Genomic DNA, 24,077 nt, shown 5'->3' with positions numbered 1-24,077 from the left:
CGGCCCTTAGGATAGGGTCGGTTGCCGAGTTGGGCCTGCTCGCAGAGCGTTTTCAGGTAGTCGGCATACGCTTGGGACGGCGGCTCGCGGTGATGCCGTTCACCGTCCAAGTAACGCGTGACGAAGTATTGGAGGACGGCGCCAACCATGACGCTGACAACGGCAATGATGGCGATCATAGACGCTCCAGTTTGCGGTCAGGCGTCAGTGTTTCGTCGATGTCGTGGCACTGTCGTCTGCCGGCACCATGGAAGCCTGACTGGGCTGACCCATGACCTTTTGAACAAGGTCGTATCCATTTACGTCTTCGTATCGCGAAGGAATGCTCTCTTTGAGTCCATGAAGACGTCGGTTCGCCGTGTCGGTGAGTTGAGAATATGTCGTCGCTGTCACCCGCGCGATGATTTCCCCGCCGTTGCCCTTAATATCGCGGCTTGGCGCTAATCCCTTCGCAATTGCATGCCCCACCACGTAGGCATGGAAGAACGGGGCGCCGGTTAAGGCGCCATCCGTCGTGAAATCCTGGATGTAGCCTTCCGCTTGGAATACCTCCTGACGATCGATCGTGGAATGTCCCTTCTTTAGTTCGATTAGGAGTACGTGCTGAATGGATGAGAGATGGTCAGTGCTACTGTCGAACGTTTCGGTGCCAACCACGGACAACGTGGCATCTTGCAAAATGACCAAGTCGGGACGGTTCTTTGGTTTTCGAAACGTCGTGTCCTGTTTCTTTGACCCGAACACTTTCACCGCCACCGTGCGCAGCGTGCTGTTGGATGCATATTCGGAACTGTCGAACTCGGGCCCAAACAGCCAGCGGGCCTGTGTCACCAGTGGATGTAACGTGTGAAGTTCGTCGGTGGCCGTGTCGTGCGCCAGTTTTTCAATCGCGGCAATCACAGACAGTCGAGCGTCGATTTCGTCCAGCACCACGAGCGCATCTTGGACTGACCATTGTTCCAGCATCCGGTCCAGGCCATCGAGGTCGCTGTCATCGAGCAGCAGAAGTCGGTCGAGCAAGCGCATGCCGTTGCGCGCAGATTGGAGTTTGATAAGAGCCTTGACCGCCTTGTTGAGGCTCTCGGGATGAATGCCAGGTTGTTCCTTCACCAAGTCGTGTGTGAACTGTGCCACTTCGACTTTCGACCCAATGGGAAGCGTCCGAAACTCTTCGCGGTTGCGCATCAGGGCGTCTTCGGAATTCTCCTCAATGAACAGGGCCGAGAGTGTGTCGACGGCCTCTTGTGCATAGGCAACGACTGCCGCAAACAAGCGGGCGGAGAGATCCGTGGGTTTGAACCGGGACCAGTCGGGCTCAACATTGGATGCCCACGCATCCCCGCCCTGAATGACGATGGCAAACCGCTTCGCAAAACGCGATCGTCCGTCGATGACGGGGGTGGTGCCCACGGCCCAACTGGGCTCGCCGACCAGCCGATTGTTCACCCAGAAGGCAATTCCTTGGTAGCGGGTGCTTCGAGCCGATTTGGTGGTGTCCACAACGTTGGCGATGACGAAGAAACCGGGCTCGATTTCGAGTTGCTTGGTTTCGATGAGGCCTTCGTGTTCCGACAACGGCACGGACAGGCCATTTACCTCGACCACGAACTGAGGATCGTGGAGGAAGCGTGCCGACAGCACGGTTCGAATGGCTTCCGACTTAGGCAAATGTCGGTTGATCTCAACAGACAGTCGCGTGCCGTGACCGCTCCGCCGCGCTGATGCTTCACGTTCGATGTGGAAGGGCGACTGGTCGTTTTTGGTGCTGACGACAAAGGTGGTCAAGATGCCATCTACCCAGGTCTCGACCGTATACCGATCCGCAAAACACAGGAGACCGTGTCTCCCGATGCCATTGCGACCAAACGCTTTCCGGCGCCACGTCGCGCGTTCGGGCGGAAACTGCACGCCGTTGCCTTGGTTCTTCGTTCGGTTGTAGCCGAGTTTCATCCATCGCGATCGGAACTGGCTCGGCGTCATTCCGTGCCCGTCGTCTTCGACAGTCAGAGTTCCGTTGGCGTCGGTGGGGATGATGACGTTGACGCGGGCAGCGCCGGCATCCCACGCGTTGGCGACAAGTTCGGTAAGCGCGGTCTCATAGTCATGCCCGATTTTCCCGAGCGTTCGCAAGACAAAGTCTTCTTCGAACAACGCTCCGCTCGCTTCTGCAACAGCCTTCGCCTTTGCCTTCGCCATCGTCCCTCCCTGGTAGGGCAGCCCTATGATCTGGCCCATGAATATGCCTGCTCTGTAGTCCGGTATCAAACAGGCTAGGACGTGGGAAGATCACGGCTTGAGACGGCCAATGGTGATTCCGCCACCAGAGCGGCCTATCGCGCTGTGGGCGTTGGCGGATGCCACGCTTGCCGCGGGGCAGGCCGAACGCGCCCGGGCGTTCGCCGAGCGCTTCCTGGCGGTGGTGATGCCGACCGAAGAGCCCACATGGCAGGCGATGGCCCAGGAGGTGAGGGCACGCGTGGCCCTCTCCGAAGACGATCGCTCCACCGCCGCGGCTTGCGTCCAGGCGGCGCTGGACATCGTCGACCAGCATGGCGCGCCCATCGCGGAGTGGCGGGTGCACCGGGTAGCCGCGCGTCTTGCGAGCATGGAGGGGCAGGAGGATGTCGCCCAGGCATGCTTCGAGCGTGCGGCGCACGCCGCGCAGCGCCTGCTGCACACGCTTCCGCCGACGCACGCACTTCGCCATGCGTTCGAACGCCTGACAGCAGCTTGATGGCCGTCAGGCGTCCGGGGCGCCGCGGTGCGGCGCCCATCGACGTCACGCCTTTCGATTGTCTCGCAGAATCTTCAGATCGGTGACGGAGTACGACATGCCGAACCGATAACCGCGGCCGACGCGAATCGGTGCGATGGCATGCATGTCTTCGCCGCGCACTTCGGGGATGCTGAGTTCCGCCGAGCCGGCCCACAGGTCGACCAGCGTCAGGTTGTCGGTCAGCGACAGCGTGAGCTCGTCCACGGCCGGCTTGTCCCAGTGGCCCGCGGTGAGGTTAGGAAAATAGCGGCGCATGACCGACGGACGCGAGAACACCGTGCGCGGATCGGGGATGGCCTCTTCGAGCTGGATGCGAGCGGTCGCGAGGCGTTCGCCGTGAGCGCTCAAGCTGCCGCCGAAGCGGCTGCCCGGTGCCAGGGGCGCCGCCGCCGGACTCGGAGCGGAGAACGACCGCGTCTGGAACACGCTGGCCAGTTTCTTCGGGTAACCCTGCGCCCATCCACGCGCCAGGGCCGCATCGTTGTCGACGAAGATATACGGGCAGTAGTTCACGGGCTGGCCTTCGTAGAGCGCCTCGACCATCACGAACGCCTCGCGATACTGGTAGCGCGCCGGGTCGGTCAGTTCGTCGTTCGAACCCGTGAACTGCCAGTCGAGGAACCAGAAGAACGCGCGCCCGTCGCTCGCGGTGTCGGCCGAAAGGCCAGGCGGCAGCAGCGCCGCGATCGCGCTGGGTTCGGCCCAATACTCCACGGCCAGGCAGTCGCTCGAGTAGTGCCAGGGTGGATTCCTGTTGAGCGTCGAGTCGCCCTGGGGCGTGAGCGGAACCGTGAAGCCTTTCAACATGGCGCGTTCTCCGATGCGAAGTGGGGAGGAGCGGCCAGAAGTCTGCGCGGGTGGCCACGTGCGGCCATCCCCCGTTTGGGGCGCGGACTTGAACGGTTTATCCGCGTCGCACGCGCGAGGCGCGTGCACTATCCCGATGCATGGTGCGGCGGCGTCGCAGCTCACGAGCCCGCGTGCAGTCGCCTGTACTGCGCCGGGCTCAACCCGAAGCTGCGGGAGAACGCGCGGCTGAAGCTGTCCGGATCGGCGAAGCCGCATGCGGCGGCCACCTGCTTTGGCGTCCGGTTGGCATCGAGCATCAACCTCGCGGCGGCGAGTCGGACGTCGGCCAGCCACGCGCCCGGAGCCTTGCCCACTTCGTCCGTGAACATGCGCGCGAAGTGCCGTGGGCTCAGGTGCAATCGATCGGCGAGGCTTGCGACCGTGTGCGGCAGCTCGGGATGCGCAAGGACATAGCGCTGCAGCTCCTGCAGCGCGGCGCGGCCCGAGACGCGCGCCGTACCCGCTTTCGAGAAGGGCGCCTGGCCACCAGGGCGGCGAAAGTACATCACCAGTTGTGAGGCGACCTCGTGGGCGGTGTCGGGCCCGAGGTCCTCCTCGACGAGCGAGAGGGCCAGGTCGAGCCCCGCCGTCACGCCGGCGGCGGTCCGCAGCTTGCCGTCCGCCACATGGATGGCATCCACGTCGACGACCACATCCGGAAAGCGTGAGGCGAACGCATCGGCATGCGCCCAATGCGTGGTGATGCGCCGACGCGCAAGAAGCCCCGTCTGAGCGAGAAGAAACGCTCCGGTACACACCGAGCCGAAGCGTCTCGCCGCTTTCGCATGCGCGGCGAGCGCGGCGATGGATCTCTCGGGGAGGACGGTATCCGGAGCATCCGGCGCGCCGGCGACCAGGAAGGTGTCACAGGGTGCGGCGTCGCCCAGGACACCGTCCGGCATAAGTCGCACGCCGGCCGACGAAACGAGGGGGCCCTTCGTCAGCGCGTGGACGCGGGTCTGGTAGTGCGTCCGGCCCGAGCCGCGGTTGGCTTCGGCGAAAACGTCGAGTGGTCCCGCCACATCGAGCAGCTGAAACCCCGGCATGGCGAGGACGATGACGGTACGGGGTGGCTTCGGCATCGGATTTGGCAGGTTCTGCGGGGCGGATGTCCGGATCGGACGGTTTCCGGTGATTGAGGACAGCATGCGCCGATCCTACGCTGGAAACCACCCCCTTCATCGAGGCATCCCATGCGTTCCTCCATCCACGGCATCGCCATCCCCGATAGCGCGATGGCCCGCCAGATAACCGAGCTTGTCCGGGACACGGAAGGCGAATTGCTCTTCAACCACTCGTCGCGCGTGTATTGCTGGGGAGCGCTCCAGGGCGAAAAGCGCGGTCTGAGTTTCGATCCCGAACTCCTCTATGCCGGCGCCATGTTCCACGACATGGGTCTCGTCGCTCCCTACAGTTCGGCGACCGAGCGCTTCGAGGTCGACGGCGCGAACGCGGCCCGGGCGTTCCTGCGCACCCACGGCATCAGCGAATCCGACATCGACCTCGTCTGGACCGGCATCGCGCTGCACACGACGCCCGGCATTCCGGTCCACATGCACCCGGTGGTGTCGCTGGTGACGGCCGGTGTCGAGATGGATGTGCTGGGGCTGACCTACCACGAGTTCAGCGACACCGAGCGAGACGCCGTGACACGGCTCTTCCCACGGTCGCCGACGTTCAAGGAAGACATAATCGACGCGTTCTACAACGGCATCAGGCACAAGCCGGAGACGACGTTCGGCAACGTGAAGGCCGACGTCATCGCCGACAAGGACCCACATTTCCGTGCAGGCAACTTCTGCGACGTCATTCGCCAGTCCGCCTGGCCGGCCTAGGCAGTCCTGTGTCGGAGGAGGGAAAAGGCAGCGCGGGCCAGCGCTGCCTTTGGGCCGGGTGGGCGGGAGACCGGAGCATATCCCACCGGCTCTATCGCCTGTCCGAAGTACGAAGACTCATGATGCATTGATCGGCTTGATTGATTCGCATGACATCGCGTGTCGACACGACGATGGCGACATCGCCGCTCACGAACGATGCAGACGAAAGCCCTCCATTCTCGAAAGGCCCGAGCTCTTCGCGAAAGCCGTAGATGAGAAGCGTCTGCCGAAAGGCGCGATACTTCAGGGCGCAGACACTCGCGGGGTCCGCCGCGGCGTCGCGGTTGTGGAAGCCGAACTCGAAACCGGGTTTGAATTCCGCGCTGGGCGGGTTGTATCGCAATGAGTAGGTCCAGCCGTCACCGAGTTCACCGCCTTGATACAGGGATGCGCCGCTCATAGTGCGGGTGGGCTGACCGAAGTGTTCGTTGATCACGCCGGGTGTGAGCTGACGTGTCGACGCAAGGCGGGTAACGATGTCGACGAGCTTGCGTAACACATCGGCCGCGGCGGGTGAGGGTGTCTGAGGCCGCGCCGGTGGTTGCTGCCGTGCAGCGCTGGTCAACGAGGGCGCCTCGGACGACCAGCGCCCCGGGAAATCGTCGGTCGCTCGTCGGCCAGTCCGCGAGACCGTCGGCCGGGCCAGGGAATCCGTGGTCTGGAGGGAAACGACACATCGGACGATGCCGACACCCGCCTCGTCCGCGCGTGCCAGCGAAAAGACAATGTCGCCTCGGCTTAAGATGAGATCGTGTGACCAGCCCAGCTCCGACCATGCGTTTGCTTGCGCGAATCCGTGTTTCACGAGATCGGCTTCCAGCAGGTCGGAAGGAAGCGCGCAGATCCTGGCCGGTTCCGACAGAGTCTGATGTTTTTCGAACCAGAAATGAAAGCCAGGCTTGAATGGAGGTTGGCCCGGGGCCACCCGTACGCCATAGGTCCAGCCGTCGCCGAGATCCGGGCTGCGGTAGACGAACCATCCCACGCCACGCTCCGCATCTGGCTGAAGGTCGACACCCAGCTTCTGGCTCACGTTCGTGGCGCTGAAGTCCGCAGTGGACTTGGCGCCGTACAAGAACGTCATCACACGATCGGCTGTCGCCCTCGCGCCTGGAAGCGAGGTTACTTGAGCCAGATCGGGCGCCATCGGGATACCGGGTGGTTCGGGCGGCGGCGGATAGTCCTGCGTGTTTGCTCTCGACGTACCGCAACCTGCACAGAGCAAAGTGGCCGCGACCGCCGCAATCGGGAACGACATCCTCTTCGACGTGGACGCGTCGGTCGGCCGATGTTTCCTGATCATCGAGAACGCTCGAAGGCGTCGGACTTCAGTACGCGCTTGCTCCGTTGGGGGCGTCATCCGTGGCCTCGTCTGTTGTCGATGGCGAACATGGTAGCGCAGTGCCGGAGCGGCGGGGCGCTGCCGCGGGCAGAACTCCATATCAGCATCAGGCTGATCGGAGCTCGGCGGCGATGCGAATGCTTCGAAGGAAGCAAAGCGTGGCGGTCGCTTCGGATCGTAACCGCTAGGCCGATGGCGTCGCGGCGCGCTTCGCGTTCCGGCATCGATCCGAGCAATAACGCACCTGCTCCCAGTCACGCGCCCACTTGCGCCGCCAGGTGAAGGGGCGCCCACAGCTGGCGCAGGTCTTCTGCGGGAGCTCCGTTTTTTTCTTCATGCGGGGCATGTCGAAACCTTACCGCGTTTGCGCGATGACGTGGACTCGTTGTCGGCGCGACAACCGACCGTCCCGTCTCACCGATGGGCGTCGACGGTCCGATCCCATGGGGTCGGGGCGACGAGCGTCTGTTCGAGGAAATCGACGAACGCCCGCACGGCCGGATTCTCGCGCCGGCTTTCCGGCCAGAGCGCGACGATCGGCGCGCGGTCCACGGTCAGTTCGGGGAGGACGGGGCGCAGGAGGCCGATCGATACGTACTGCGCGGCGACGTAGGTGGGCGATATGCCGATGCCACCCCCGGCGACGAGCGCGGCGGCGACGGCCTCGCTGGTATCGATGACCAGCGACGCGACCACGTCGAAGGGACGTTTGCCCCGGTCGCCCGGCCAGCGCAGGAGTTGGCCGGTGCTCTGGAAACGGAAGTTGACGAGGTCGTGCTCTGCGAGATCGTCGATGCTCGACGGAATGCCGCGCTCGGCGAGGTAGCCAGGCGACGCGAAGGCGCCGATGCGGTGCATCGCGATCGGGCGCGAGATCAGCCGCGAGTCGGACTGATCGCCGACGCGCAGGGCGATGTCGATGCCCTCGCGCACCAGGTCGACGAAGCCGTCGCTGAGGCGAAGATCGATCGTCACCTTCGGGTAGCGGCGGCGAAAGGCCGGAAGGTAAGGCGCGAGCACATGCACGCCCGCGGGCAGGGGTGCCGTGATCTTCAGCATGCCCGACGGCTCGGCTTTCGCGGCGAACGCGGTCTGTTCCAGCGCGTCGACTTCCTGCAGGAGGCGTATCGCCCGCTCGTACAAATCGCGGCCACCCGCGGTGAGCGTCAGCGAGCGGGTGGTGCGCGCGAACAATGCGAGACCGAGCTCGCGTTCGAGCCGGTTGATGCTCTTGCTCACGGCCGACGGCGATACACCGAGTGCGCGCGCCGCCGAGGTATAGCTGCCGAGCGCCGCGACGCGCGCGAAGGCGATGAGCCCGGTGAGCCGGTGCAAGCCGATTTGTTCCGTCATGGAAAGAGTGAAACGACCTTCGGGTGAGTGGTGAGGGTGAATCGCGATGCATACAGTGTTTGCTCGTCACCACGAGATAGCAAGCAACACGTCCGCTGTTTCCCTGCTCCAGGAGAGCCACGCTTGAACGTTTCCTCGCTTCATTCGACGCCGACGAGCGGACGCCTCGACGGCAAGACCGTGCTCATCGTCGGTGGCACCTCCGGTATCGGTCTTTCGGCCGCGATCCAGGCCAGCGCGATCGGCGCGCGTGTGATCGTCACGGGCTTCAACAGCGAGCAGGCCAGGGACGTGGCCGCGACGCACGGGTTCGCCGGCTGGCGAGCCTTCGACATCACCGACGAGGGTTCGGTCGCGGCATCGCTGGCCGACCTGGATCGTGTCGATCATCTCGTGGTGCTCGCCGGCAGCTTCGTGGTCGGCAAGGTGCTGGAGGCCGAGCTCTCCTACCTGCGCCGCGCGTTCGACGAGCGCGTGTGGGGCGCGCTTCATGTGCTTCGTGCGCTGGGCGGACGGCTCGCTCGCGATGGCTCGGTGACCTTCATCTCCGGTGTGCTGGCCGACAGGCCGAACGCCATGGGAACGGCGGTCATCGCCTCGGCGTCCGCCGCGATGGAAGCCCTCGCGCGAGGCCTCGCGGTGGAACTCGCGCCGCTGCGCGTCAATGCACTTTCGCCCGGCACGATCGATACGCCGCTGCTGGCGAAGGCGCTCGGCGAGCATCGCGCAGCCTATGTCGCCGGCGTCGCTGAGAAGCTGCCCGTCGGGCGCGTCGGCGCGGCGGAAGACGCCGGCGCGGCGATCCTCTTCCTCATCACCAATGGCTTCGTATCGGGCGAGACGCTGCACGTCGATGGTGGCGCGCGTCTCGTCTGACAACACCGTATCACTCAACCGCAGGCATACCATGAGCAAGCTCAAAGACAAGGTCGTACTCGTCACGGGTGCGTCGAAAGGCATCGGCGCCGGCATCGCGCGCGCGATGGCGGAGGAGGGCGCGGCCGTGGCCGTGCATTACGGATCGAGCGCGTCCGACGCGAAACGCGTGGTCGACGACATCGTCGCGGCGGGCGGACGCGCGCAGGCCTTCCAGGCCGACATGTCGCGGCCCGACGAAGTACGCAAGCTGTTCGCCGAGGCCCGCGCGGCGCTCGGCACGATCGACGTGCTGGTGAACAACGCCGGTATCTACGAGTTCGCCGCGCTCGACGACATCACGGAGCAACACTTCCGCAGGCATTTCGACCTGAACACGCTCGGTCCCCTCATCGCGATGCAGGAGGCGGCGCGTCAGTTCCGCGCGTCGGGCGGGTCGATCATCAACGTCAGCACCATCGGCACGGTGTCGCCGACGCCGACCGCGTCCGTCTACTCGGCGTCCAAGGGCGCGCTGGACACCCTCACGCGCGTGTTCGCCAAGGAACTCGGGCCGCGCCAGATCCGCGTCAACGCGATCAATCCCGGCCCGACCGCGACCGAAGGCCTGTCGGCGGCCGGCATCAGGGGTAGCGACTTCGAGAAGGTCATGATCGACAGCACGGCGCTTGGGCGCATCGGCACACCGCGGGACATCGCCAAGGTCGCCGTATTTCTCGCCTCGGACGATGCGGGCTGGCTCACCGGCAACATCGTCATCGCGGCGGGAGGCATGACGTAACGGCGATAGACGACCGCGGCGACACGGTCGTCTAGTCCTACCTCAGAAAGCCCCTCTCGATCGCGATCGCCACCGCATGCGTGCGATTGTTGGCGTGCAGTTTGCTCATCGCGTGGGAGAGGTGTTCCTTGATGGTCTCCGGCGAAAGGCCGAGGCGTTCCGCGATCTGCTTGTTCTCCAGGCCCGCCGCGGCCCCGCGAAGGATCGACACCTCCCGTTCGCTGAGGACCTTCGTCGCCGGGTGGTCGGCGAGATCCCTGGCGACGGAGGCGGAGATGTGGTGCCGCCCCGCGTGCACGCCACGGATCGCCGCGGCCAGGTCGTTGCCCGCGGTCGTCTTCAGGAGGTAGGCCTGCGCGCCGGCGGCCAGCGCGCGGCGCGCCTGCGTGTCGCCGCCGTAGGTGGTCAGCACCACCACGCGGGCCGCGGGATCGATCAGACGGATGGCCTTGATGACGCCGACGCCGTCCGTGCCGGGCATGACGAGGTCGACCAGCGTCACGTCGGGGCGCGTTCGCTCGAAGGCGGCGATGCCCATGAGGGCGTCTTCGACCTCCGCCACGACGGTCATGTCCGGCGTGCTGTCGATGAGTGCGACGATGCCGGCGCGGTAAACCGGATGATCGTCGACGACGAGGATGCGGATGGCGTGGGTCATCGGCGGAGCAGCTGCCATCCGTCGCTCGTGAGAAGGTCCTGCGTCTCGGGATGTTTCCGCATGTAGTCGACGACGAAGGCGCACGCGGGCTCCACGAGCAGGTTCTGTTCGCGCGCCTGCGCCAGCGCCACGCGAATGAGTTGGGTCCCCACGCCATCGGCTTCGAGGCTTCGGGAGATGTCGACGCGATGGAAGCGCAGCACGCGCGCGTCGCGCTCGTACCACGCGCTCGCGGTCTGCGAGCCCAGTTCGGCCACGAAGCGCCCCTCGTCGGGCGCGTCCCTGATGACGATATCCGCTGCCATGCTCGCGCCAGTGGAAGAGCCGGATCTCCGGCGACCGCGAAATCCTAGCGCGGACGGTTCCCTTGGGCTTGCACGATCGGCATCGCGCGGTCACGCATGTTCAAGCGATCGCGTCTCATCGCGTCGTGTAATTCCTGACGACTGACATTCGTTCAATCCCTCGCGCGCCCGCTGTAGCAGCATGCCGGGTACATGGGGCGTGCGCCCGAAGAACCGGGATCGGAACGATGCGCTGGAGACGAACAGGATACCTGGCGGGTGCGGTACTTCTCGCAGGCGTCATCGTCTTCGCGGCCATCGCGTGGCAGCCGGCGATTTCGCCGGTGAAGTCGCCCGACATCGCGATCACGCCGGCACTCGTTTCGAAAGGACGAAAGGTGGTCGCCCTGGGTGACTGCGCCGTGTGCCATTCGCCGGAGGGCCACCCGGCGTTCTCGGGCGGCCTTGGCCTCCGGACACCGTTCGGCGTCATCTACACCACGAACATCACGCCCGACGTCGAGACGGGCATCGGGGCATGGTCGCTCGATGCCTTCATGCGTGCGATGCGCCGTGGCGTGTCGCGCGACGGGCATCTTCTTTATCCCGCGTTTCCCTACATCCATTACACGAAGGTCACCGACGACGACCTTCGGGCCGCTTACGCGTATCTCATGACACAGCCGGCGGTGCACGCGCCCGCGCCGCGCAACGATCTGCCGCTTCCGTTGCGGTTTCGTCCGGCGCTCGCCGTGTGGAACCTGCTCTACCTGCGACCCGGCGCGGCACCGGCCCTGGATGCCTCGCCGCGCGAGCGCGGACGATATCTCGTCGAGGGGCTGGGCCATTGCTCGTCGTGCCACACAGCTCTCGGGATCATCGGCGGCGAATCCGGCAGGTACCTCGGCGGCGGCGATGTCGACGGATGGCATGCACCCGCGCTCGACGTGCTCGCGCACGCGCCGCGCCCGTGGACGGCGGAACAACTGTCGGCCTACCTGACCACCGGTCTGGCGAGCGAACACGGAGCGTCGGCGGGCCCCATGCGGCCGGTCACCGACAACCTCGGGGACGTGCCGCCGGAGGATGTGCACGCGATCGCCACCTACCTGATGACGATTCAGGCCTCGCAGCCGCCGACGGCACCCAAGGCGGGCGCGGTGGCCGATGTCTCGCAGGTCGCACGGGGACATGCCCTGTTCGATGGGGTGTGCGCGACGTGCCATGGCGATGGCGGTCCCATGGAAACCCACCTAGGACGCCCCCCGCTGACCGCCAGTTCCGCGCTCCAGGGGCCGACGCCACGCAACGCCATCATGACGGTGCTGCAGGGCATCCCGTGGCCATCGCACCCGAAGCCGACCGCGTACATGCCCGTTTTCGCAGACAACCTGACGGACGACCAGATCGCCGATCTCGTCGTCTATCTGCGGTCGACCACCAGCCAGCCACCCTGGCCCGATGTGCGGGACGAGGTGCGTCGCGCACGCAAGGATCTGTCCCATGATTGAACTGACCGTCAACGGTGCGACACATCGCGTGGACGTCGATCCCGCCACGCCGCTGCTTTATGTGTTGCGCAACGAACTGGCGCTCAATGGCGCCAAGTTCGGCTGCGGGATGGGGCAGTGCGGTGCGTGCACCGTGCTCGTCGACGATCGGCCCGTGTTCTCCTGCCTCTATCCCGTGTCGTCCACGGCCGGTAGTCGGGTCCGCACCGTCGAAGGCTTTGGAACACCCGCGAAGCCAGGGCCCCTGCAGCAGGCCTTCATCGAGCGGCAGGCCGTGCAGTGCGGCTACTGCATCGCGGGCATGATCGTGCGGGCCCAGGCGTTGCTGGAGCGCGTGGCGCACCCGACCGAACAGCAGATCCGCGAGCATATGAATCCCAATCTGTGCCGCTGTGGCACGCACATGCGCATCCTGGACGCGATACGGGACGTCGCCGCCGCGGGCGAACTGCACCGCGCCGGGGAGAAGGGGCCGGCATCATGACCACCGATAGGGACGAACCCGTCAGCAGGAGCCGTCGCGCTTTCCTGGCCGGTGGCGGTCTGATGGTCAGCTTCGCGCTGTTCGGCTCCCTGCGTGTGAGCGCGGGGCAGGAGAACACGCTGGGGGCCACCGTCCTGAATCCGAAGCTGCCGGGCGACCTCAAGATCGAGCCGATGCTGGACGCGTGGATACGGATCGATGCTTCGGGCGTCACGGTGTGCAGCGGGAAGGTCGAGCTGGGCACGGGCGTTCGAACGGCACTCTGGCAAGTGGCGGCGGACCAGCTGGCCTTGCCGCTGGAGCGGTTTCGCTTCGTCACGGCCGATACCGCGCTGACGCCCGACGAAGGCTACACCGCGGGGTCGCACACGATGGCCGACGGCGGTACCGCCATCTTCCACGCGGCGGCGCAGGTGCGGGCGATGCTCGTCGACGCGGCCGCGCGCAAGCTCGCCGTGCCGCCGGAACGGCTCGTGCTCGAGAATGGCATCATCAAGGCCGCAGACGGGAGGCAACTCACCTACGAGGACGCCGCGGCCGGTCTCGACCTGCACCGCATGGCCACGGAGACGTCGCCTCCGTCCGATCCTTCGGCCTATCGCTACATCGGCAAGAGCGTTCCCCGCGTCGACATCCTCGCGAAGGTCACGGGCGGCGCGGCGTACGTGCAGGACATGCGACCCGACGGCATGCTCCATGCGCGCGTCGTGCGGCCGCCGAACCACGGAGCCACGCTTGTCTCGGCGGACGTCGATGCCGTGTCGCGAATGCCGGGCGTGGTGCGTGTCGTCCGCGATGGCGATTACCTCGCCGTCGTCGCGCGCGGCGAATGGCAGGCGGTGCTCGCGATGCGCGCGCTGCAGGCGTCGGCGCGCTGGCGCCAGACGGAGACGTTTCCGGACAACGCCACCATCCATGACGTGCTGAAGACGCTTCCCCGGCTCGACTATGTCACGACGCGACAGGGTGGTGACGACGAGGTGCATCAGGCGGCGCCCGTGGCGAACGCCGCGGCGCCGGCGACGTTGACCGGTGCGCGCGTCGAGCGTGTCGAAGCCACGAAGCAGTACGTGCTCCACGGGTCCATCGGTCCGTCCTGCGCGCTGGCGGTCTGGCGGGACGGCATGCTCACCGTGTGGACGCACAGCCAGGGCGTGTTCCCGTTGCGGGCGGGCATCGCGGGCCTGCTCGGCCTGCCGAAGGAGCAGGTCCGCTGCGTGCACGTCGAGGGGTCCGGCTGCTACGGCCACAACGGCGCCGACGACGTGGCCGCCGACGCGGCGCTGCTGGCGCATCGCATGCCGGGCGCGCCGATCCGGGTGCAGTGGATGCGCGACCAGGAGGCCGGCTGGGAACCGCTCGGGCCGGCCATGGAGACGAGCCTCGAGGTCGCGACAGACGCGGACGGCGCGCTCACGGCGTGGCGTCACGCGCTCTGGAGCACGCCGCACAACGAACGCATCACCAACCCCGGCCGCTTGCTTCCCGCCTGGCTCGTCAGCCAGCCGATCGCGCCGTCGCCGCCGTCGCCCATTCCGCAGCCGGAGGGCGACGCGGACCGGAACGCCGTCCCGCTCTACCGCGTGCCGGATGTGCGGGTCGACATGCACTTCGTCACGCAGATGCCCTTCCGCACGTCGGCCATGCGGTCGCTGGGCGCGCACATCAACGTGGTCACCATCGAAGCGATGATGGACCGGCTCGCCGCCGCGCATGGCAAGGACCCCGTGGCTTACCGGCTCGCGCAGCTCGACGACCCGCGTGCGAAGGCGGTCATCCAGCGGGCGGCCGAGGCGTTCGGGTGGACGGCCAATCCGGCGCTGCCGCCGAACCGCGGCGTGGGTTTCGCCTTCGCCCGCTACAAGAACCTGATGGGCTATTGCGCGATCGCGCTGGAAGTCGAGGTCGGTCCCGACCGGCGAGCCGTGCGCATCGATCGCGTGGTGACGGCGGTCGACTGCGGCCAGATCGTCAATCCCGACGGCCTGACGAACCAGATCGAAGGCGGCATCGTGCAATCGTCGAGCTGGACGCTGTACGAACAGGTGCGCATCGGCGCCGTCGGCGTGGAGAGCGTCGACTGGCAGAGCTATCCCATCCTGCGTTTTCCGCAGGTGCCGGCGCGCGTCGACGTGCACATGATCGACCAGCCGGGCATGCCGTTCCTCGGCGCGGCCGAGATCGCGCAGGGACCCACCGCGGCGGCTCTCGTGTCGGCCGTCGGACAGGCCACCGGCCGTCGTCCGCTCCGGTTGCCGCTCGTTCCCCACCTATGGCCATGATGTCGCGGTGACGCGCGTGGCCCGTCCAGCGCGTAGCATGCGTCCCCTGATTCGTTCCCTGGAAGTGCAGCATGTCGTCATCCACCCAATCCGTCGGCGGTCCCGGTCGGGGCACGCTGTTCGCCATGGCGCTCGCCGCGGGTCTCGCGGTCGCGTCGATCTATTACAACCAACCCATGCTCGGCGTGATGTCGGGCGCGTTCCACGACGCCCGTGTCGGTGGCTGGATCCCCACGCTCACCCAGCTCGGCTACGCCGCGGGACTGCTGTTCCTGCTGCCGCTGGGTGACATGCTCGAGCGGCGCAGGCTGATCGTCGTGCAGTTCGGCGTGCTCGCGCTCGCCCTGGTGATCATGGCGCTGGCACCGGGACTCGCCGTGCTGGCCATCGCGTCGGTGCTGGTCGGCGCGGCCGCCACCGTCGCGCAGCAGATCGTGCCGTTCGCGGCCATCCTGTCCGCGCCGGAGAAACGGGGCGCCGCCATCGGCACGGTGATGAGCGGCCTGCTCACGGGCATCCTCCTCAGCCGCACGCTCGCCGGTCTCGTCTCGAGTCTCGCGGGCTGGCGCGCGATGTTCTGGCTGGCGGTGCCGCTGGCCGTCCTCGGGGCGGTGCTCATGGCGCGGACCCTTCCGGCACACCATCCGGCGAGAAAGGTTCGCTATCGCGAGCTGTTCGGCTCGCTGGTTCACCTCTGGCGTAACGAGCCCGTGCTGCGGCGCGCGGCGTTCACCCAGGCGCTGCTGTTCGCGTCGTTCTCGGCGTTCTGGACGACGCTCGCGCTTCGCCTCGCCCAGCCGCCTCTCCATCTCGGCGCGGCATCGGCGGGCTTGTTCGGCATCGTCGGCGCGGTCGGCGTGGCCATGGCGCCCGTGGCAGGCCGCATGGCGGACCGTCGCGGGCCGGCGCCCGTGATCGCGCTGGGCGCGGCGTCCACGATCGTCGCGTGGCTCGTGTTCGGGTTCTGGCAGGGCATCGCCGGCCTCGTCGTCGGTGTGATCGTGCTCGACTTCGGCGTGCAGATTTCCCTCGTCTCGAACCAGCACCTCATCTACGGCCTGCACCCCGAGTACAAGAGCCGCCTCAATACGCTCTTCATGACCACGATGTTCGTGGGCGGCGCGCTCGGTTCGCTCGCGGCGTCCACGGCATGGGGTCATGGCGGCTGGGCCGCGGTGTGCGTTCTCGGCGGTGTGCTTCCCGTCGGCGCGCTGCTGCTCAACGTCGCACGGCGTCCCTCACCTCACTCGCTCGACCGAATCGACGGAAACTCACCATGACTGCCATCTCGCTGATCCGATCCTGTTCCCTGCGTGCCGCGACCACCTTCTGCTTCGCGATGGCGGCCGCGTCCGTGGCGCACGCGGGCGATGCCTCATCCGCCGGCTTCCTGAAAATGCCGTTCGGGAAGATCACCGTCGTCGCGCTTTCCGACGGCAGCTTCACGCTCCCGGCATCGAAGCTCATGGTCGACGCCCGCAAGGGCGAGGTCCGGGACGCCCTCGCGAAGGCGCACCTCGGCGACGACGTGCCGACCTCCGTCAATGCGTTCCTCATCGACACCGGGGACAAACGCATCCTCATCGATACGGGATCCGGCGTGCTGCTCGGGCCCACGCTGGGCCAGGTGAACCAGCATCTTCAGGCGGCGGGTTATCGCCCCGATCAGATCGACGAGATACTCATCACGCACCTGCATGCGGATCACGTCGGCGGACTCGTCGACCGTGGCCGGATGGTGTATCCGAACGCTACCGTGCGCGTGGACGCGCGTGAGAAGGCGTTCTGGGAGAACCGCGGCAACCTCGACAAGGTCGATGGCTCCGTGAAGAACACGTTCGAGGCGGTACCGATGGCGCTTGGGGCCTACGAAGCGGCCGGTCACGTCAGGACGTTCACCGAGGGCGAGCGTGTCGGTCCGGGTATCACCGCGGTGAGCGAGCCCGGACATACCGAAGGCCACAGTGGCTTCCGTGTCGAGAACGGCGGCGAGGTGCTGCTCGTCTGGGGCGACGTCATCCATCTCGCGGTCGCGCAGTTTCCCGATCCGAAGGTCACGATCCACTTCGACAGCACGCCCGCCGACGCGGTGAAGACGCGCGAGAAGGCGCTTTCGGCAGCGAGCGCCTCGCGGTACCGGGTCGCCGGAGCCCATATCGCGTTCCCCGGGATCGGCACGGTGGGCAAGGCGGCAAGCGGCTACACGTGGACGCCCATCGCACCGTAAGAGCAGCAGGAACAAGGGCGCCGTGGGCGCCCTTGTTCTTCCGTGGGTTCGCTCAGCCTCGCGTGGCCGCCGCGGCGGCGGCCACGATGGCATCGACGACCGCGTCGGCGTGGGACAGGAGCGACATGTGGCTCGACGGGACTTCCGTGACGGTCGAACCCATCAGCTTCGCCGCGTCGCGCTGGAGATCCGGCGACACCGCGCGGTCGCTCGTCGAGAGGATGAACCACGACGGGCGGGTGCGCCATGCGGTTTTCGTCAACGCATCGGCGAACGTGCTCTTGGCGAGAGGCCCTTGCGTGGCGGCGAGAAGCCGCGCCGTGTCCGCCGGAAGGTCCTGTGCGACGTCGTCGACGAACGCCTGTTCGGAGAGATAGACGAAGCCGTTGCCGTCGTCGCGGATGCCGCCGAGTGCCGGCGGCGACGGATACTTGCCGACCAGCTCTCCGGTCGTGTTGCCGACATCGCCGGAAAAGGCCGAGACGTACACGAGCGATTTCACCTTCGCGTCCTCACCGGCCTCGGTGACGACGAATCCCGCCCAGCTGTGACCGACGAGAACGACCGGCCCGTCGACGAAATCGATCACGCGCTTCGTCGCGGCGACGTCGTCGGCAAGGGAGGTAAGGGGATTCTGCACGGCGACGGCCTTCAGGCCCTTCGCGAGCAGCCGGGGAATCACGGCGCTCCAGCTGGAGCCGTCGGCCCAGGCGCCGTGGATGAGGACGATGGTGGGTGCGGGTTGTGACGTGGCGTTCATGATGGTTCCTTCGATGGAGCAAGCGACGGTGGGTCGGGAAGCGATCGCCACACGCTAGGCCAACCAGGGGCATCGGGCTTGCAGGAAGACGAAGCGGACGATCGTGCTACGCGCGTGCTCACGCCGGGCCAACGGGCGTTCCATTCGTGCTATTGCGGCTTCTCTCGTGTCGTTACGCTGAAGCTCTTCCTGGTTTCCGTCGAAGCGCAATGAAACACCATACCGTCAAGGCCAACGGCATCCGCCAGCATTTCATCGAGGCGGGGGAGGGCGCGCCGGTCGTCCTCCTCCATGGCTTCCCCGAGACGAACTACGCCTGGCGTCACCAGATCCCGGTGCTGGCGAAGACGTATCGCGTCATCGCGCCGGACCTGCGTGGCTACGGCAAGACCGACAAGCCGGCGTCCGGCTACGACAAACGCACGATGGCGAACGACCTGATCGCGTTGCTCGACCATCTGGGCATCGATCGCATCGCGCTGGTGGGTCACGACCGCGGCGCGCGTGTGGCGACGCGTTTCGCCAAGGATCATCCCGATCGCCTGGACCGTCTCGTGGTGATGGACAACGTGCCCACGCGGATCGTCGCGACATCGATGAACGCGAAGGTCGCGAAGGCCTACTGGTTCTTCACGTTCCACCAGGTGCCCGACCTGCCCGAAGCGCTCATCGCGGGGCGCGAGGACGTCTGGCTACGCCACTTCTTCAGCGACTGGTGCTACGACCCGCACACCATCGCGGGCGCGGACTTCGACGCCTACGTCGCGGCGTATCGCGAACCGGGCGCGGTGCGCGGCGCCATGGCCGATTATCGGGCGGCGCCCGAGGACGTGCTGCAGGACCAGGAAGACGCCGATCGCCTCATCGCGTGCCCGACGATGTCGATCTGGGGGGCCGACTTCGAAGCCGTCGGCGGCACGTTCGACATGGCGGCCGTCTGGCGCGGCATGGCGACGGATCTTCGCGCGGAGCCGATCGCCCAGTGCGGTCATCTGCCACAGGAGGAACAGCCGGAGATCGTCAATCGCCTGTTGCTCGATTTTCTTGATGGATGGAAAGGGGGTGCGGCATGAAACGCGTCGCGCTCATGGTCGCGCTCCTGCTCACGACGGCGGTCGCCGCCGCCGGCGACGTGCGCATCGGCCCGCAGGGCCCGGGTTTCTATCGTATGCGCGTCGGCGCGGACGAGGTCACCGCGCTGCTCGACGGCACGCATCCGTTCCCCGCCGACGAGCTCCTGACGCACGTGGATCGGGCGAGGGTCGACGATCTTCTGAAGGCCGAGTACCTTGCCTCGCCCGTGCAGGGTTCCATCAACGCCTTCCTCGTGAAGACCGCGGATCGCCTGGTGCTCATCGACACCGGCGCCGGCCCCCTGTACGCGGGCGACGGCGGGTTCCTGCCCACGGCGCTGCTCGCCTCGGGCTATCGTCCGGAGGACGTCACCGACATCCTGCTGACGCATCTGCATCGCGACCATGTCGGCGGACTGATCCGCAACGGCACGATGCTTTTCCCCAACGCGACGGTCCACGTCAGCAAGGCCGATGCCGATTTCTGGCTCGACACGGCTAACGAGCGCAAGGTCAAGGACATCCTCCTGCCGATGTTTCCCGGCGCCATGGACTCCCTCGGGCCTTACCTGAAGGCCGGGCGCGTCGCGACGTTCCAGGGAGAAACCGACGTGCTGCCGGGATTCCATGCCATTCCGGCGCCCGGACATACGCCGGGGCATACCTGGTACCTCGTCACGAGCGGGTCGGAACACCTGCTCGCGTGGGGCGATACGGTGCACGTCGCCGCCGTGCAGCTCGCGGAGCCCGGCGCCTCGATCCGCTACGACGTGGACGAGGAAGCGGCGGCCGCGTCGCGCAAGCGCGCGCTGGACGAGGCGGTGGCGAAGGGTTACTGGGTGGCCGCTGCGCACGTCTCGTTTCCCGGCCTCGGGCACATCCGGCGCACGGCATCCGGTTACGCATGGGTGCCGGTCAACTACACGCGTACGCCGTGAATCAGGCGAGATAACCTCGTTCCAGCGCGATGGAGAGCGCGTGGGCCCGGTTGGTCGCGCGAAGCTTCGCCATGGCGTGCGAGAGGTGCTCCTTGACCGTGTCCGCCGCTATCCCGAGGTGCCGCGCGATCTGTTTGTTCTCCATCCCGGCGGCGACGCCGCGCAGCACGGACAGCTCGCGTTCGGTGAGGTCTTCGTCGCCGCGGTACTCGGAAAGGCGCCTGGCGACTTCCGCGGAGACGCGATGCTGCCCGGCATGCACGTCGCGGACGACACCGATCAGATCGTTGGCGAGCGCCGTCTTCAGCAGGTAGGCCTGTGCCCCGGCAGCAAGCGTCCGCCGCGCCGCGGCGTCGCCGCCATAGGTGGTCAGGACGATCACCCGGGCCAGCGGCTCGATCCTGCGCATGGCGCCGACGACCTCGTCGCCGTCCATGTCGGGCAGCTTGAGGTCGACGACGGCCACGTCCGGCCGCATGGCGCGAAACAGCTCGATGCCTTCCGCCCCCGTTCCGGCCTGCCCGACGATCAGGATGCCGGGCTCGCCGGCGAGCATGGCCACGACGCCGGCGCGGAACAGGGGATGGTCGTCGACGACGAGGATGCGGATCGCGGTGGACGTCATGACCGTGCCAGGGAACCAACTGGTCACGAGGATATCCGGGGGCGGGCCGTCTGGCTTGACGGCTTGCATGGCCGGATTCACCGATGCGCCCGGCCTTCAGAACGCATACGAGAACATCACGCGGTTGTACGAGAAGGGGCGGTTGCGGGGGTTGAGGTTGTTCGTTCCGCCCGTCGAGCGTTCCCAGCGGTTGCGTAGCTGCAGCCCCTTCAGGGCGCCGGTGAAACGGTAGATCACGTCGAGGTACACGTCGTGGCTGTCGCCACGGTAGAGCGTGCGGTACCGGGTGTACGCCGCCACCACCTGCAGCCGTTCACCGAAGACCTGCTGGGCGACCTTCGCCTTCCATGCGTACCCCGGGCCTTGCTCGACCAGTCCCCTGAGCATCGAGGTCGTGTAGAGCGGGTCGGTGGCGTACGTCGCCGTGAAGGGCGACACGAGCGCACCGCCGCCGATCGTTCCCCCGGCCTGACGGAGGATACGGTTCCAGGCCACATCGGCACGCGTATGCCCGATGCGCACACCGGCATCGACGCCGAGCACTTCGCTTCGCACCCGTCGTCCGGGCACGCCCAGAAGCTTCGTTCCGGTGTCCACGAGGGTGTTGTCGCCCGTCGTCCATTCCTCGACGAGCTGCGCGGAGACGAAGGGCGTGGCACGGCCCACGGCCGGCAACGTCAATGTTCCATCGGTGTAGGCCATGCGGGCGAAGCGGAGGAAATCGTAGAGCCAGGTCTGTCCGCTGAACCGGCCGCGCCGGTAGGTCGCACCGACCAGCCAGGTGCCGTCGTACGCCCGCGCGTCGGCAGGCAACGACGCGTTGCCGCCGTAGATCGGATCGCCGTCGAAGCGGGTGGGGTAATAGAGGTTGTCCGCGAAGAAGCGCTCCGACGTGCGGCTCTTCCAGCGGAATGTGCGCGCGAACTGGAACGAGAGGCCGGGGCTGGCGTCGAAGCGCGCGCTCACGGCGCGGTAAGCCGCGGGAATCAGGCGTGAATCGCTCATGCCCTGCCAGGGGGTGTCGAGGTACTGATCTCCCGCGCGTAAGGTCCAGCCCGCCGCGCGGTACTGCACGTAGGCCTGGCTGGCCGTACCGATCGCGTTCTTCCTTCCCATGAGCGTCACGTCGATGCGATTGGCCGGCGTGTCACGTGTTCCGAGGGCGTTGGCGTAAGCCAGCGACATCGCACTGGAGAACCCATCGGCCTCTCCGGTGCGCAGGTTGACGAGCAACGCGGTGGCGAAGGCGGACGCGTCGGGCATCGCAGGCGCCGCGTACATGCGGTGGTAGTCGTAGAGGCGAAGCGACCCGTCGACGTGGCCGCCGGAAAGGAAATCATCCGCGACGCATACGCCTGGCATCAGTGAAAGCGCGATCCGCACCCATCGGGCGGCGTGCCGCGTGCGCGAGTGAATGCGGGAGAGGAAAGCGGGTGACTTTACGACGGACATGGTACGGCATTCGGCGGCGGCCGGTGCAGTATGCGAGCGTGCGCGCGCCGTCGATTGGCCGCGCCTGTGGCTGCGCAAGTGACATTACGACTAAAACGTCGCTGCACCGGGCGTCCGGGGCGCAGCCGGTTCCCGACGCTGCGAAAAGAGACCCCCCATACAGGGGGTCAGTGCATCGACGTGCGCGGTTAGCATCCGATCCGCAATCGTCCGGAGCCACCTTTCCATTTCATTCAGGCGTCATCGAACCCGATGTACCGCACACCTTCCTGCAGCGCCCGCCCGTTCCACCCATGACCGCTCCACCGTTCGACCCCGCACTGGACCCCGCATTCCCGGCTTCACCCACGCCGCCCATCCGCATCCTCGTCGTCGACGATCACCCGGTGTTCCGCGCGGGCCTCGTCGCCATTCTTTCCGGCGCCCCGGATCTGCATGTGCTGGGTGAAGCGGCGACCGGGCAGGAGGCGATCTCGCTGTTTCGCATGCATCGGCCGGACGTGACGCTCGTCGACATGATGCTGCCGGATTTTCCCGGCGATCGCGTGATTCTCGGCATCCGTCAACTGGATCCCGGCGCGCGCAGTGTCGTCGTCACCGCCTTCGCCGGTGACTGCGTGGCGCGACGCGCGCTGAACGCCGGCGCGCAGGCGTACCTGCTGAAGAGTGCGACAGGCGCCGACCTGATCGACACCATCCGTGCGGTCCACCGCGGCGAGCAGCGCATCGACGCGGAGGTGGCGCAGCAGCTGGCCAGCTTCCAGGGCCAGGAAGTGCTTTCGGAGCGCGAACTCGACGTCCTCCGGGGCGTGGCGATGGGCTTCGAGAACAAGCAGATCGCGTCGCGGCTCGGTCTCTCGCCCGAGACCGTCAAGGAATACGTTTCCAACGCCATGGCGAAACTGCGCGCGAGGAACCGCGCGCACGCGGTCTCCCTGGCCCAGGCGCGCGGGTTCTTTCGGCAAGCATGAAACGACGAAACATCCGATCCTATCGACGATCGCGTCGCGTTCCTTCCCCCCGATGACACGGATTCTTCCCATGCGCCCGACCTTCCTGATCGCTTCTCTCGCGCTGCTGGCGTCGTCGGCAAGCCTGGCCTCGACGCCCGACTATGCCGTCGGTGCGCAGTACGACACGACCCACGTTTACGTGGCGCCGTCCGATGTGGACGCGTTCGTCCGGAGCTTCACGGCCACGTTCGGGGGTCGGTCCACCCCGCAGGTGGTGGTCACCGTGACGCCGACGTCGTCGAGCACGTCTTCCCAGCTCGTGCAGACACCGGTCGGTAGCGTATCGGTGTTCGGCTTTCGCACGCCGGTGCCGTATCCGTTCGGCCTGGAGCGCACGGGCTATCTCGTGACCGACGTCGACGCGGCGGTGAAGGCCGCGAACGCCGCCGGCGCGGCGACGCTGGTGGCGCCGTTCGACGATCCGATCGGACGCGACGCCATCGTCGCCTGGCCGGGCGGCGTCAACATGCAGCTCTACTGGCACACGAAAAAGCCTGTGTACGCGGCGCTCGAGCACGTGCCGGAGAATCGTATCTACCTTCCCGCGGAGTCGGCCGATGCGTTCGTCGGCGCCTTCGTCCGCTTCGCCCACGGCAAGGTGGTGTCCGATGTGCGCGATGCGCCGGGTAGCGAACTCGGGCGCAGCGGCACCTATCGCCGCATCCGCATCGCATCCGGGTACGGAAAGGCGACGGTGCTCGTCACCGACGGCCACCTCGACTGGCCCTACGGGACCGAAGTGACGGGCTACGAAGTGTCCGATCTCGACGCCACGCTCGCGCGCGCCCGGGCGAGCGGTGCGAAAGTGGTGGTCGATGCGCACGCGGAGGGCGACCGCCGCGCCGCGATGCTGCAGTTTCCCGGTGGCCACGTCGCCGAAGTGCACAGCGAAAAGTGAAACGTGCGGGCCGCGGGG

The 24,077-nt window shown here is 66.7% G+C and carries 24 protein-coding genes; 13 read left to right on the top strand and 11 right to left on the bottom strand.

Translation table 11 applies throughout. From position 1 onward, the window contains the following. Window positions 1-204: 204 nt before the first annotated feature. Window positions 205-2,235, bottom strand: a complete 2,031-nt coding sequence (locus J2X58_RS06535) for an ATP-binding protein (RefSeq protein ID WP_310047118.1) — start codon at window positions 2,233-2,235, stop codon at window positions 205-207. 70 nt (window positions 2,236-2,305) lie between these two features. On the opposite strand from J2X58_RS06535, the gene J2X58_RS06530 reads away from it, so the two are divergent. Then, the gene (locus J2X58_RS06530; protein WP_310047115.1) at window positions 2,306-2,734 is read left to right on the top strand and encodes a hypothetical protein; all 429 of its coding nucleotides are present in this window, start codon (window positions 2,306-2,308) and stop codon (window positions 2,732-2,734) included. Between the two features lie 45 nt (window positions 2,735-2,779). Here J2X58_RS06530 and J2X58_RS06525 read toward each other — a convergent pair whose 3' ends face one another. Then, window positions 2,780-3,583, bottom strand: a complete 804-nt coding sequence (locus J2X58_RS06525) for an acetoacetate decarboxylase family protein (RefSeq protein ID WP_310047113.1) — start codon at window positions 3,581-3,583, stop codon at window positions 2,780-2,782. A 161-nt stretch (window positions 3,584-3,744) separates the two neighbouring features. Beyond that, window positions 3,745-4,707, bottom strand: a complete 963-nt coding sequence (locus tag J2X58_RS06520; RefSeq protein WP_310047112.1) for a GlxA family transcriptional regulator — start codon at window positions 4,705-4,707, stop codon at window positions 3,745-3,747. Window positions 4,708-4,818: 111 nt separating this feature from the next. Here J2X58_RS06520 and J2X58_RS06515 point away from each other — a divergent pair, with 111 nt between their 5' ends. Further along, a complete protein-coding gene (locus J2X58_RS06515) occupies window positions 4,819-5,460 on the top strand; it encodes an HD domain-containing protein (protein ID WP_310047111.1) in 642 nt (213 codons plus the stop codon). A 91-nt stretch (window positions 5,461-5,551) separates the two neighbouring features. On the opposite strand, the gene J2X58_RS06510 is transcribed toward J2X58_RS06515, so the two are convergent. The 3 genes from J2X58_RS06510 to J2X58_RS06500 all read right to left on the bottom strand — a co-directional run bounded on the left by J2X58_RS06510 (window position 5,552) and on the right by J2X58_RS06500 (window position 8,179). After that, window positions 5,552-6,586, bottom strand: coding sequence for a hypothetical protein (locus J2X58_RS06510; RefSeq protein ID WP_310047109.1), 1,035 nt, complete (start codon window positions 6,584-6,586; stop codon window positions 5,552-5,554). Between the two features lie 442 nt (window positions 6,587-7,028). Then, window positions 7,029-7,181 carry a DUF2256 domain-containing protein gene (locus J2X58_RS06505; protein ID WP_310047898.1) on the bottom strand — a complete coding sequence of 51 codons (153 nt, stop codon included), beginning with the start codon at window positions 7,179-7,181 and terminating at the stop codon, window positions 7,029-7,031. A 77-nt stretch (window positions 7,182-7,258) separates the two neighbouring features. Beyond that, window positions 7,259-8,179, bottom strand: coding sequence for a LysR family transcriptional regulator (locus tag J2X58_RS06500; protein ID WP_310047107.1), 921 nt, complete (start codon window positions 8,177-8,179; stop codon window positions 7,259-7,261). A gap of 141 nt (window positions 8,180-8,320) precedes the next feature. On the opposite strand from J2X58_RS06500, the gene J2X58_RS06495 reads away from it, so the two are divergent. Further along, window positions 8,321-9,073, top strand: a complete 753-nt coding sequence (locus J2X58_RS06495) for an SDR family oxidoreductase (protein ID WP_310047105.1) — start codon at window positions 8,321-8,323, stop codon at window positions 9,071-9,073. A 31-nt stretch (window positions 9,074-9,104) separates the two neighbouring features. Beyond that, window positions 9,105-9,854 (top strand): glucose 1-dehydrogenase, encoded by a 750-nt coding sequence (locus J2X58_RS06490; protein ID WP_310047103.1) that lies wholly within the window; start codon window positions 9,105-9,107, stop codon window positions 9,852-9,854. A 37-nt stretch (window positions 9,855-9,891) separates the two neighbouring features. Here J2X58_RS06490 and J2X58_RS06485 read toward each other — a convergent pair whose 3' ends face one another. Both J2X58_RS06485 and J2X58_RS06480 read right to left on the bottom strand, forming a co-directional pair. Further along, window positions 9,892-10,530: a response regulator transcription factor gene (locus J2X58_RS06485; protein WP_310047101.1), complete on the bottom strand. Its 639-nt coding sequence runs from the start codon at window positions 10,528-10,530 to the stop codon at window positions 9,892-9,894. Further along, on the bottom strand, window positions 10,509-10,817 hold the full coding sequence (locus J2X58_RS06480) for a GNAT family N-acetyltransferase (protein ID WP_310047100.1): 309 nt from the start codon (window positions 10,815-10,817) through the stop codon (window positions 10,509-10,511). Before J2X58_RS06480 ends, J2X58_RS06485 begins: the two co-directional genes overlap by 22 nt. Window positions 10,818-11,044: 227 nt before the next feature. Here J2X58_RS06480 and J2X58_RS06475 point away from each other — a divergent pair, with 227 nt between their 5' ends. The 5 genes from J2X58_RS06475 to J2X58_RS06455 all read left to right on the top strand — a co-directional run bounded on the left by J2X58_RS06475 (window position 11,045) and on the right by J2X58_RS06455 (window position 17,300). Continuing rightward, the gene (locus tag J2X58_RS06475; protein ID WP_310047099.1) at window positions 11,045-12,307 is read left to right on the top strand and encodes a c-type cytochrome; all 1,263 of its coding nucleotides are present in this window, start codon (window positions 11,045-11,047) and stop codon (window positions 12,305-12,307) included. Next, window positions 12,300-12,791, top strand: a complete 492-nt coding sequence (locus J2X58_RS06470; protein ID WP_310047096.1) for a 2Fe-2S iron-sulfur cluster-binding protein — start codon at window positions 12,300-12,302, stop codon at window positions 12,789-12,791. The genes J2X58_RS06475 and J2X58_RS06470 overlap by 8 nt, the downstream gene beginning before the upstream one ends. Then, a complete protein-coding gene (locus tag J2X58_RS06465; RefSeq protein ID WP_310047095.1) occupies window positions 12,788-15,073 on the top strand; it encodes a molybdopterin cofactor-binding domain-containing protein in 2,286 nt (761 codons plus the stop codon). The genes J2X58_RS06470 and J2X58_RS06465 overlap by 4 nt, the downstream gene beginning before the upstream one ends. Window positions 15,074-15,144: 71 nt before the next feature. Then, window positions 15,145-16,353 (top strand): MFS transporter, encoded by a 1,209-nt coding sequence (locus J2X58_RS06460; protein WP_090053100.1) that lies wholly within the window; start codon window positions 15,145-15,147, stop codon window positions 16,351-16,353. Beyond that, the gene (locus J2X58_RS06455; RefSeq protein ID WP_310047092.1) at window positions 16,350-17,300 is read left to right on the top strand and encodes an MBL fold metallo-hydrolase; all 951 of its coding nucleotides are present in this window, start codon (window positions 16,350-16,352) and stop codon (window positions 17,298-17,300) included. The genes J2X58_RS06460 and J2X58_RS06455 overlap by 4 nt, the downstream gene beginning before the upstream one ends. Window positions 17,301-17,352: 52 nt before the next feature. Here J2X58_RS06455 and J2X58_RS06450 read toward each other — a convergent pair whose 3' ends face one another. Beyond that, on the bottom strand, window positions 17,353-18,060 hold the full coding sequence (locus J2X58_RS06450) for an alpha/beta hydrolase (RefSeq protein ID WP_090053103.1): 708 nt from the start codon (window positions 18,058-18,060) through the stop codon (window positions 17,353-17,355). 209 nt (window positions 18,061-18,269) lie between these two features. On the opposite strand from J2X58_RS06450, the gene J2X58_RS06445 reads away from it, so the two are divergent. Further along, on the top strand, window positions 18,270-19,133 hold the full coding sequence (locus J2X58_RS06445) for an alpha/beta hydrolase (RefSeq protein WP_090053105.1): 864 nt from the start codon (window positions 18,270-18,272) through the stop codon (window positions 19,131-19,133). Further along, on the top strand, window positions 19,130-20,071 hold the full coding sequence (locus J2X58_RS06440; RefSeq protein WP_310047090.1) for an MBL fold metallo-hydrolase: 942 nt from the start codon (window positions 19,130-19,132) through the stop codon (window positions 20,069-20,071). Before J2X58_RS06445 ends, J2X58_RS06440 begins: the two co-directional genes overlap by 4 nt. A gap of 1 nt (window position 20,072) precedes the next feature. On the opposite strand, the gene J2X58_RS06435 is transcribed toward J2X58_RS06440, so the two are convergent. Next, the gene (locus tag J2X58_RS06435) at window positions 20,073-20,723 is read right to left on the bottom strand and encodes a response regulator transcription factor (protein ID WP_310047089.1); all 651 of its coding nucleotides are present in this window, start codon (window positions 20,721-20,723) and stop codon (window positions 20,073-20,075) included. A gap of 69 nt (window positions 20,724-20,792) precedes the next feature. Then, complete coding sequence (locus tag J2X58_RS06430; RefSeq protein ID WP_310047087.1) at window positions 20,793-22,058, bottom strand: hypothetical protein; 1,266 nt, start codon at window positions 22,056-22,058, stop codon at window positions 20,793-20,795. Between the two features lie 260 nt (window positions 22,059-22,318). Between J2X58_RS06430 and J2X58_RS06425 the strand changes: the two genes are divergently transcribed. Together J2X58_RS06425 and J2X58_RS06420 are read left to right on the top strand one after the other, a co-directional pair. After that, on the top strand, window positions 22,319-23,119 hold the full coding sequence (locus J2X58_RS06425) for a response regulator transcription factor (RefSeq protein WP_310047085.1): 801 nt from the start codon (window positions 22,319-22,321) through the stop codon (window positions 23,117-23,119). Window positions 23,120-23,189: 70 nt separating this feature from the next. After that, on the top strand, window positions 23,190-24,059 hold the full coding sequence (locus tag J2X58_RS06420) for a glyoxalase (protein WP_310047084.1): 870 nt from the start codon (window positions 23,190-23,192) through the stop codon (window positions 24,057-24,059). Window positions 24,060-24,077 lie beyond the last annotated feature (18 nt).

Source organism: Luteibacter sp. 3190, from assembly GCF_031456385.1.
Classification (GTDB): Bacteria; Pseudomonadota; Gammaproteobacteria; order Xanthomonadales; family Rhodanobacteraceae; genus Luteibacter.
Note: the sequence above shows the minus strand (reverse complement) of the source record. Positions and strands in the feature narration are given on the sequence as shown.

Excerpts from the sequence above, each read along its gene's own strand:
- J2X58_RS06440 (WP_310047090.1), top strand. The coding sequence starts at position 19,130 with ATGAAACGCGTCGCGCTCATGGTCGCGCTCCTGCTCACGACGGCGGTC.
- J2X58_RS06535 (WP_310047118.1), bottom strand. The coding sequence starts at position 2,235 with ATGGGCCAGATCATAGGGCTGCCCTACCAGGGAGGGACGATGGCGAAG.
- J2X58_RS06525 (WP_310047113.1), bottom strand. The coding sequence starts at position 3,583 with ATGTTGAAAGGCTTCACGGTTCCGCTCACGCCCCAGGGCGACTCGACG.
- J2X58_RS06450 (WP_090053103.1), bottom strand. The coding sequence starts at position 18,060 with ATGAACGCCACGTCACAACCCGCACCCACCATCGTCCTCATCCACGGC.
- J2X58_RS06420 (WP_310047084.1), top strand. The coding sequence starts at position 23,190 with ATGCGCCCGACCTTCCTGATCGCTTCTCTCGCGCTGCTGGCGTCGTCG.
- J2X58_RS06520 (WP_310047112.1), bottom strand. The coding sequence starts at position 4,707 with ATGCCGAAGCCACCCCGTACCGTCATCGTCCTCGCCATGCCGGGGTTT.
- J2X58_RS06510 (WP_310047109.1), bottom strand. The coding sequence starts at position 6,586 with ATGACGTTCTTGTACGGCGCCAAGTCCACTGCGGACTTCAGCGCCACG.
- J2X58_RS06445 (WP_090053105.1), top strand. The coding sequence starts at position 18,270 with ATGAAACACCATACCGTCAAGGCCAACGGCATCCGCCAGCATTTCATC.
- J2X58_RS06455 (WP_310047092.1), top strand. The coding sequence starts at position 16,350 with ATGACTGCCATCTCGCTGATCCGATCCTGTTCCCTGCGTGCCGCGACC.
- J2X58_RS06470 (WP_310047096.1), top strand. The coding sequence starts at position 12,300 with ATGATTGAACTGACCGTCAACGGTGCGACACATCGCGTGGACGTCGAT.
- J2X58_RS06430 (WP_310047087.1), bottom strand. The coding sequence starts at position 22,058 with ATGCCAGGCGTATGCGTCGCGGATGATTTCCTTTCCGGCGGCCACGTC.
- J2X58_RS06485 (WP_310047101.1), bottom strand. The coding sequence starts at position 10,530 with ATGGCAGCTGCTCCGCCGATGACCCACGCCATCCGCATCCTCGTCGTC.
- J2X58_RS06505 (WP_310047898.1), bottom strand. The coding sequence starts at position 7,181 with ATGAAGAAAAAAACGGAGCTCCCGCAGAAGACCTGCGCCAGCTGTGGG.
- J2X58_RS06490 (WP_310047103.1), top strand. The coding sequence starts at position 9,105 with ATGAGCAAGCTCAAAGACAAGGTCGTACTCGTCACGGGTGCGTCGAAA.
- J2X58_RS06460 (WP_090053100.1), top strand. The coding sequence starts at position 15,145 with ATGTCGTCATCCACCCAATCCGTCGGCGGTCCCGGTCGGGGCACGCTG.
- J2X58_RS06475 (WP_310047099.1), top strand. The coding sequence starts at position 11,045 with ATGCGCTGGAGACGAACAGGATACCTGGCGGGTGCGGTACTTCTCGCA.
- J2X58_RS06515 (WP_310047111.1), top strand. The coding sequence starts at position 4,819 with ATGCGTTCCTCCATCCACGGCATCGCCATCCCCGATAGCGCGATGGCC.
- J2X58_RS06530 (WP_310047115.1), top strand. The coding sequence starts at position 2,306 with ATGGTGATTCCGCCACCAGAGCGGCCTATCGCGCTGTGGGCGTTGGCG.
- J2X58_RS06465 (WP_310047095.1), top strand. The coding sequence starts at position 12,788 with ATGACCACCGATAGGGACGAACCCGTCAGCAGGAGCCGTCGCGCTTTC.
- J2X58_RS06480 (WP_310047100.1), bottom strand. The coding sequence starts at position 10,817 with ATGGCAGCGGATATCGTCATCAGGGACGCGCCCGACGAGGGGCGCTTC.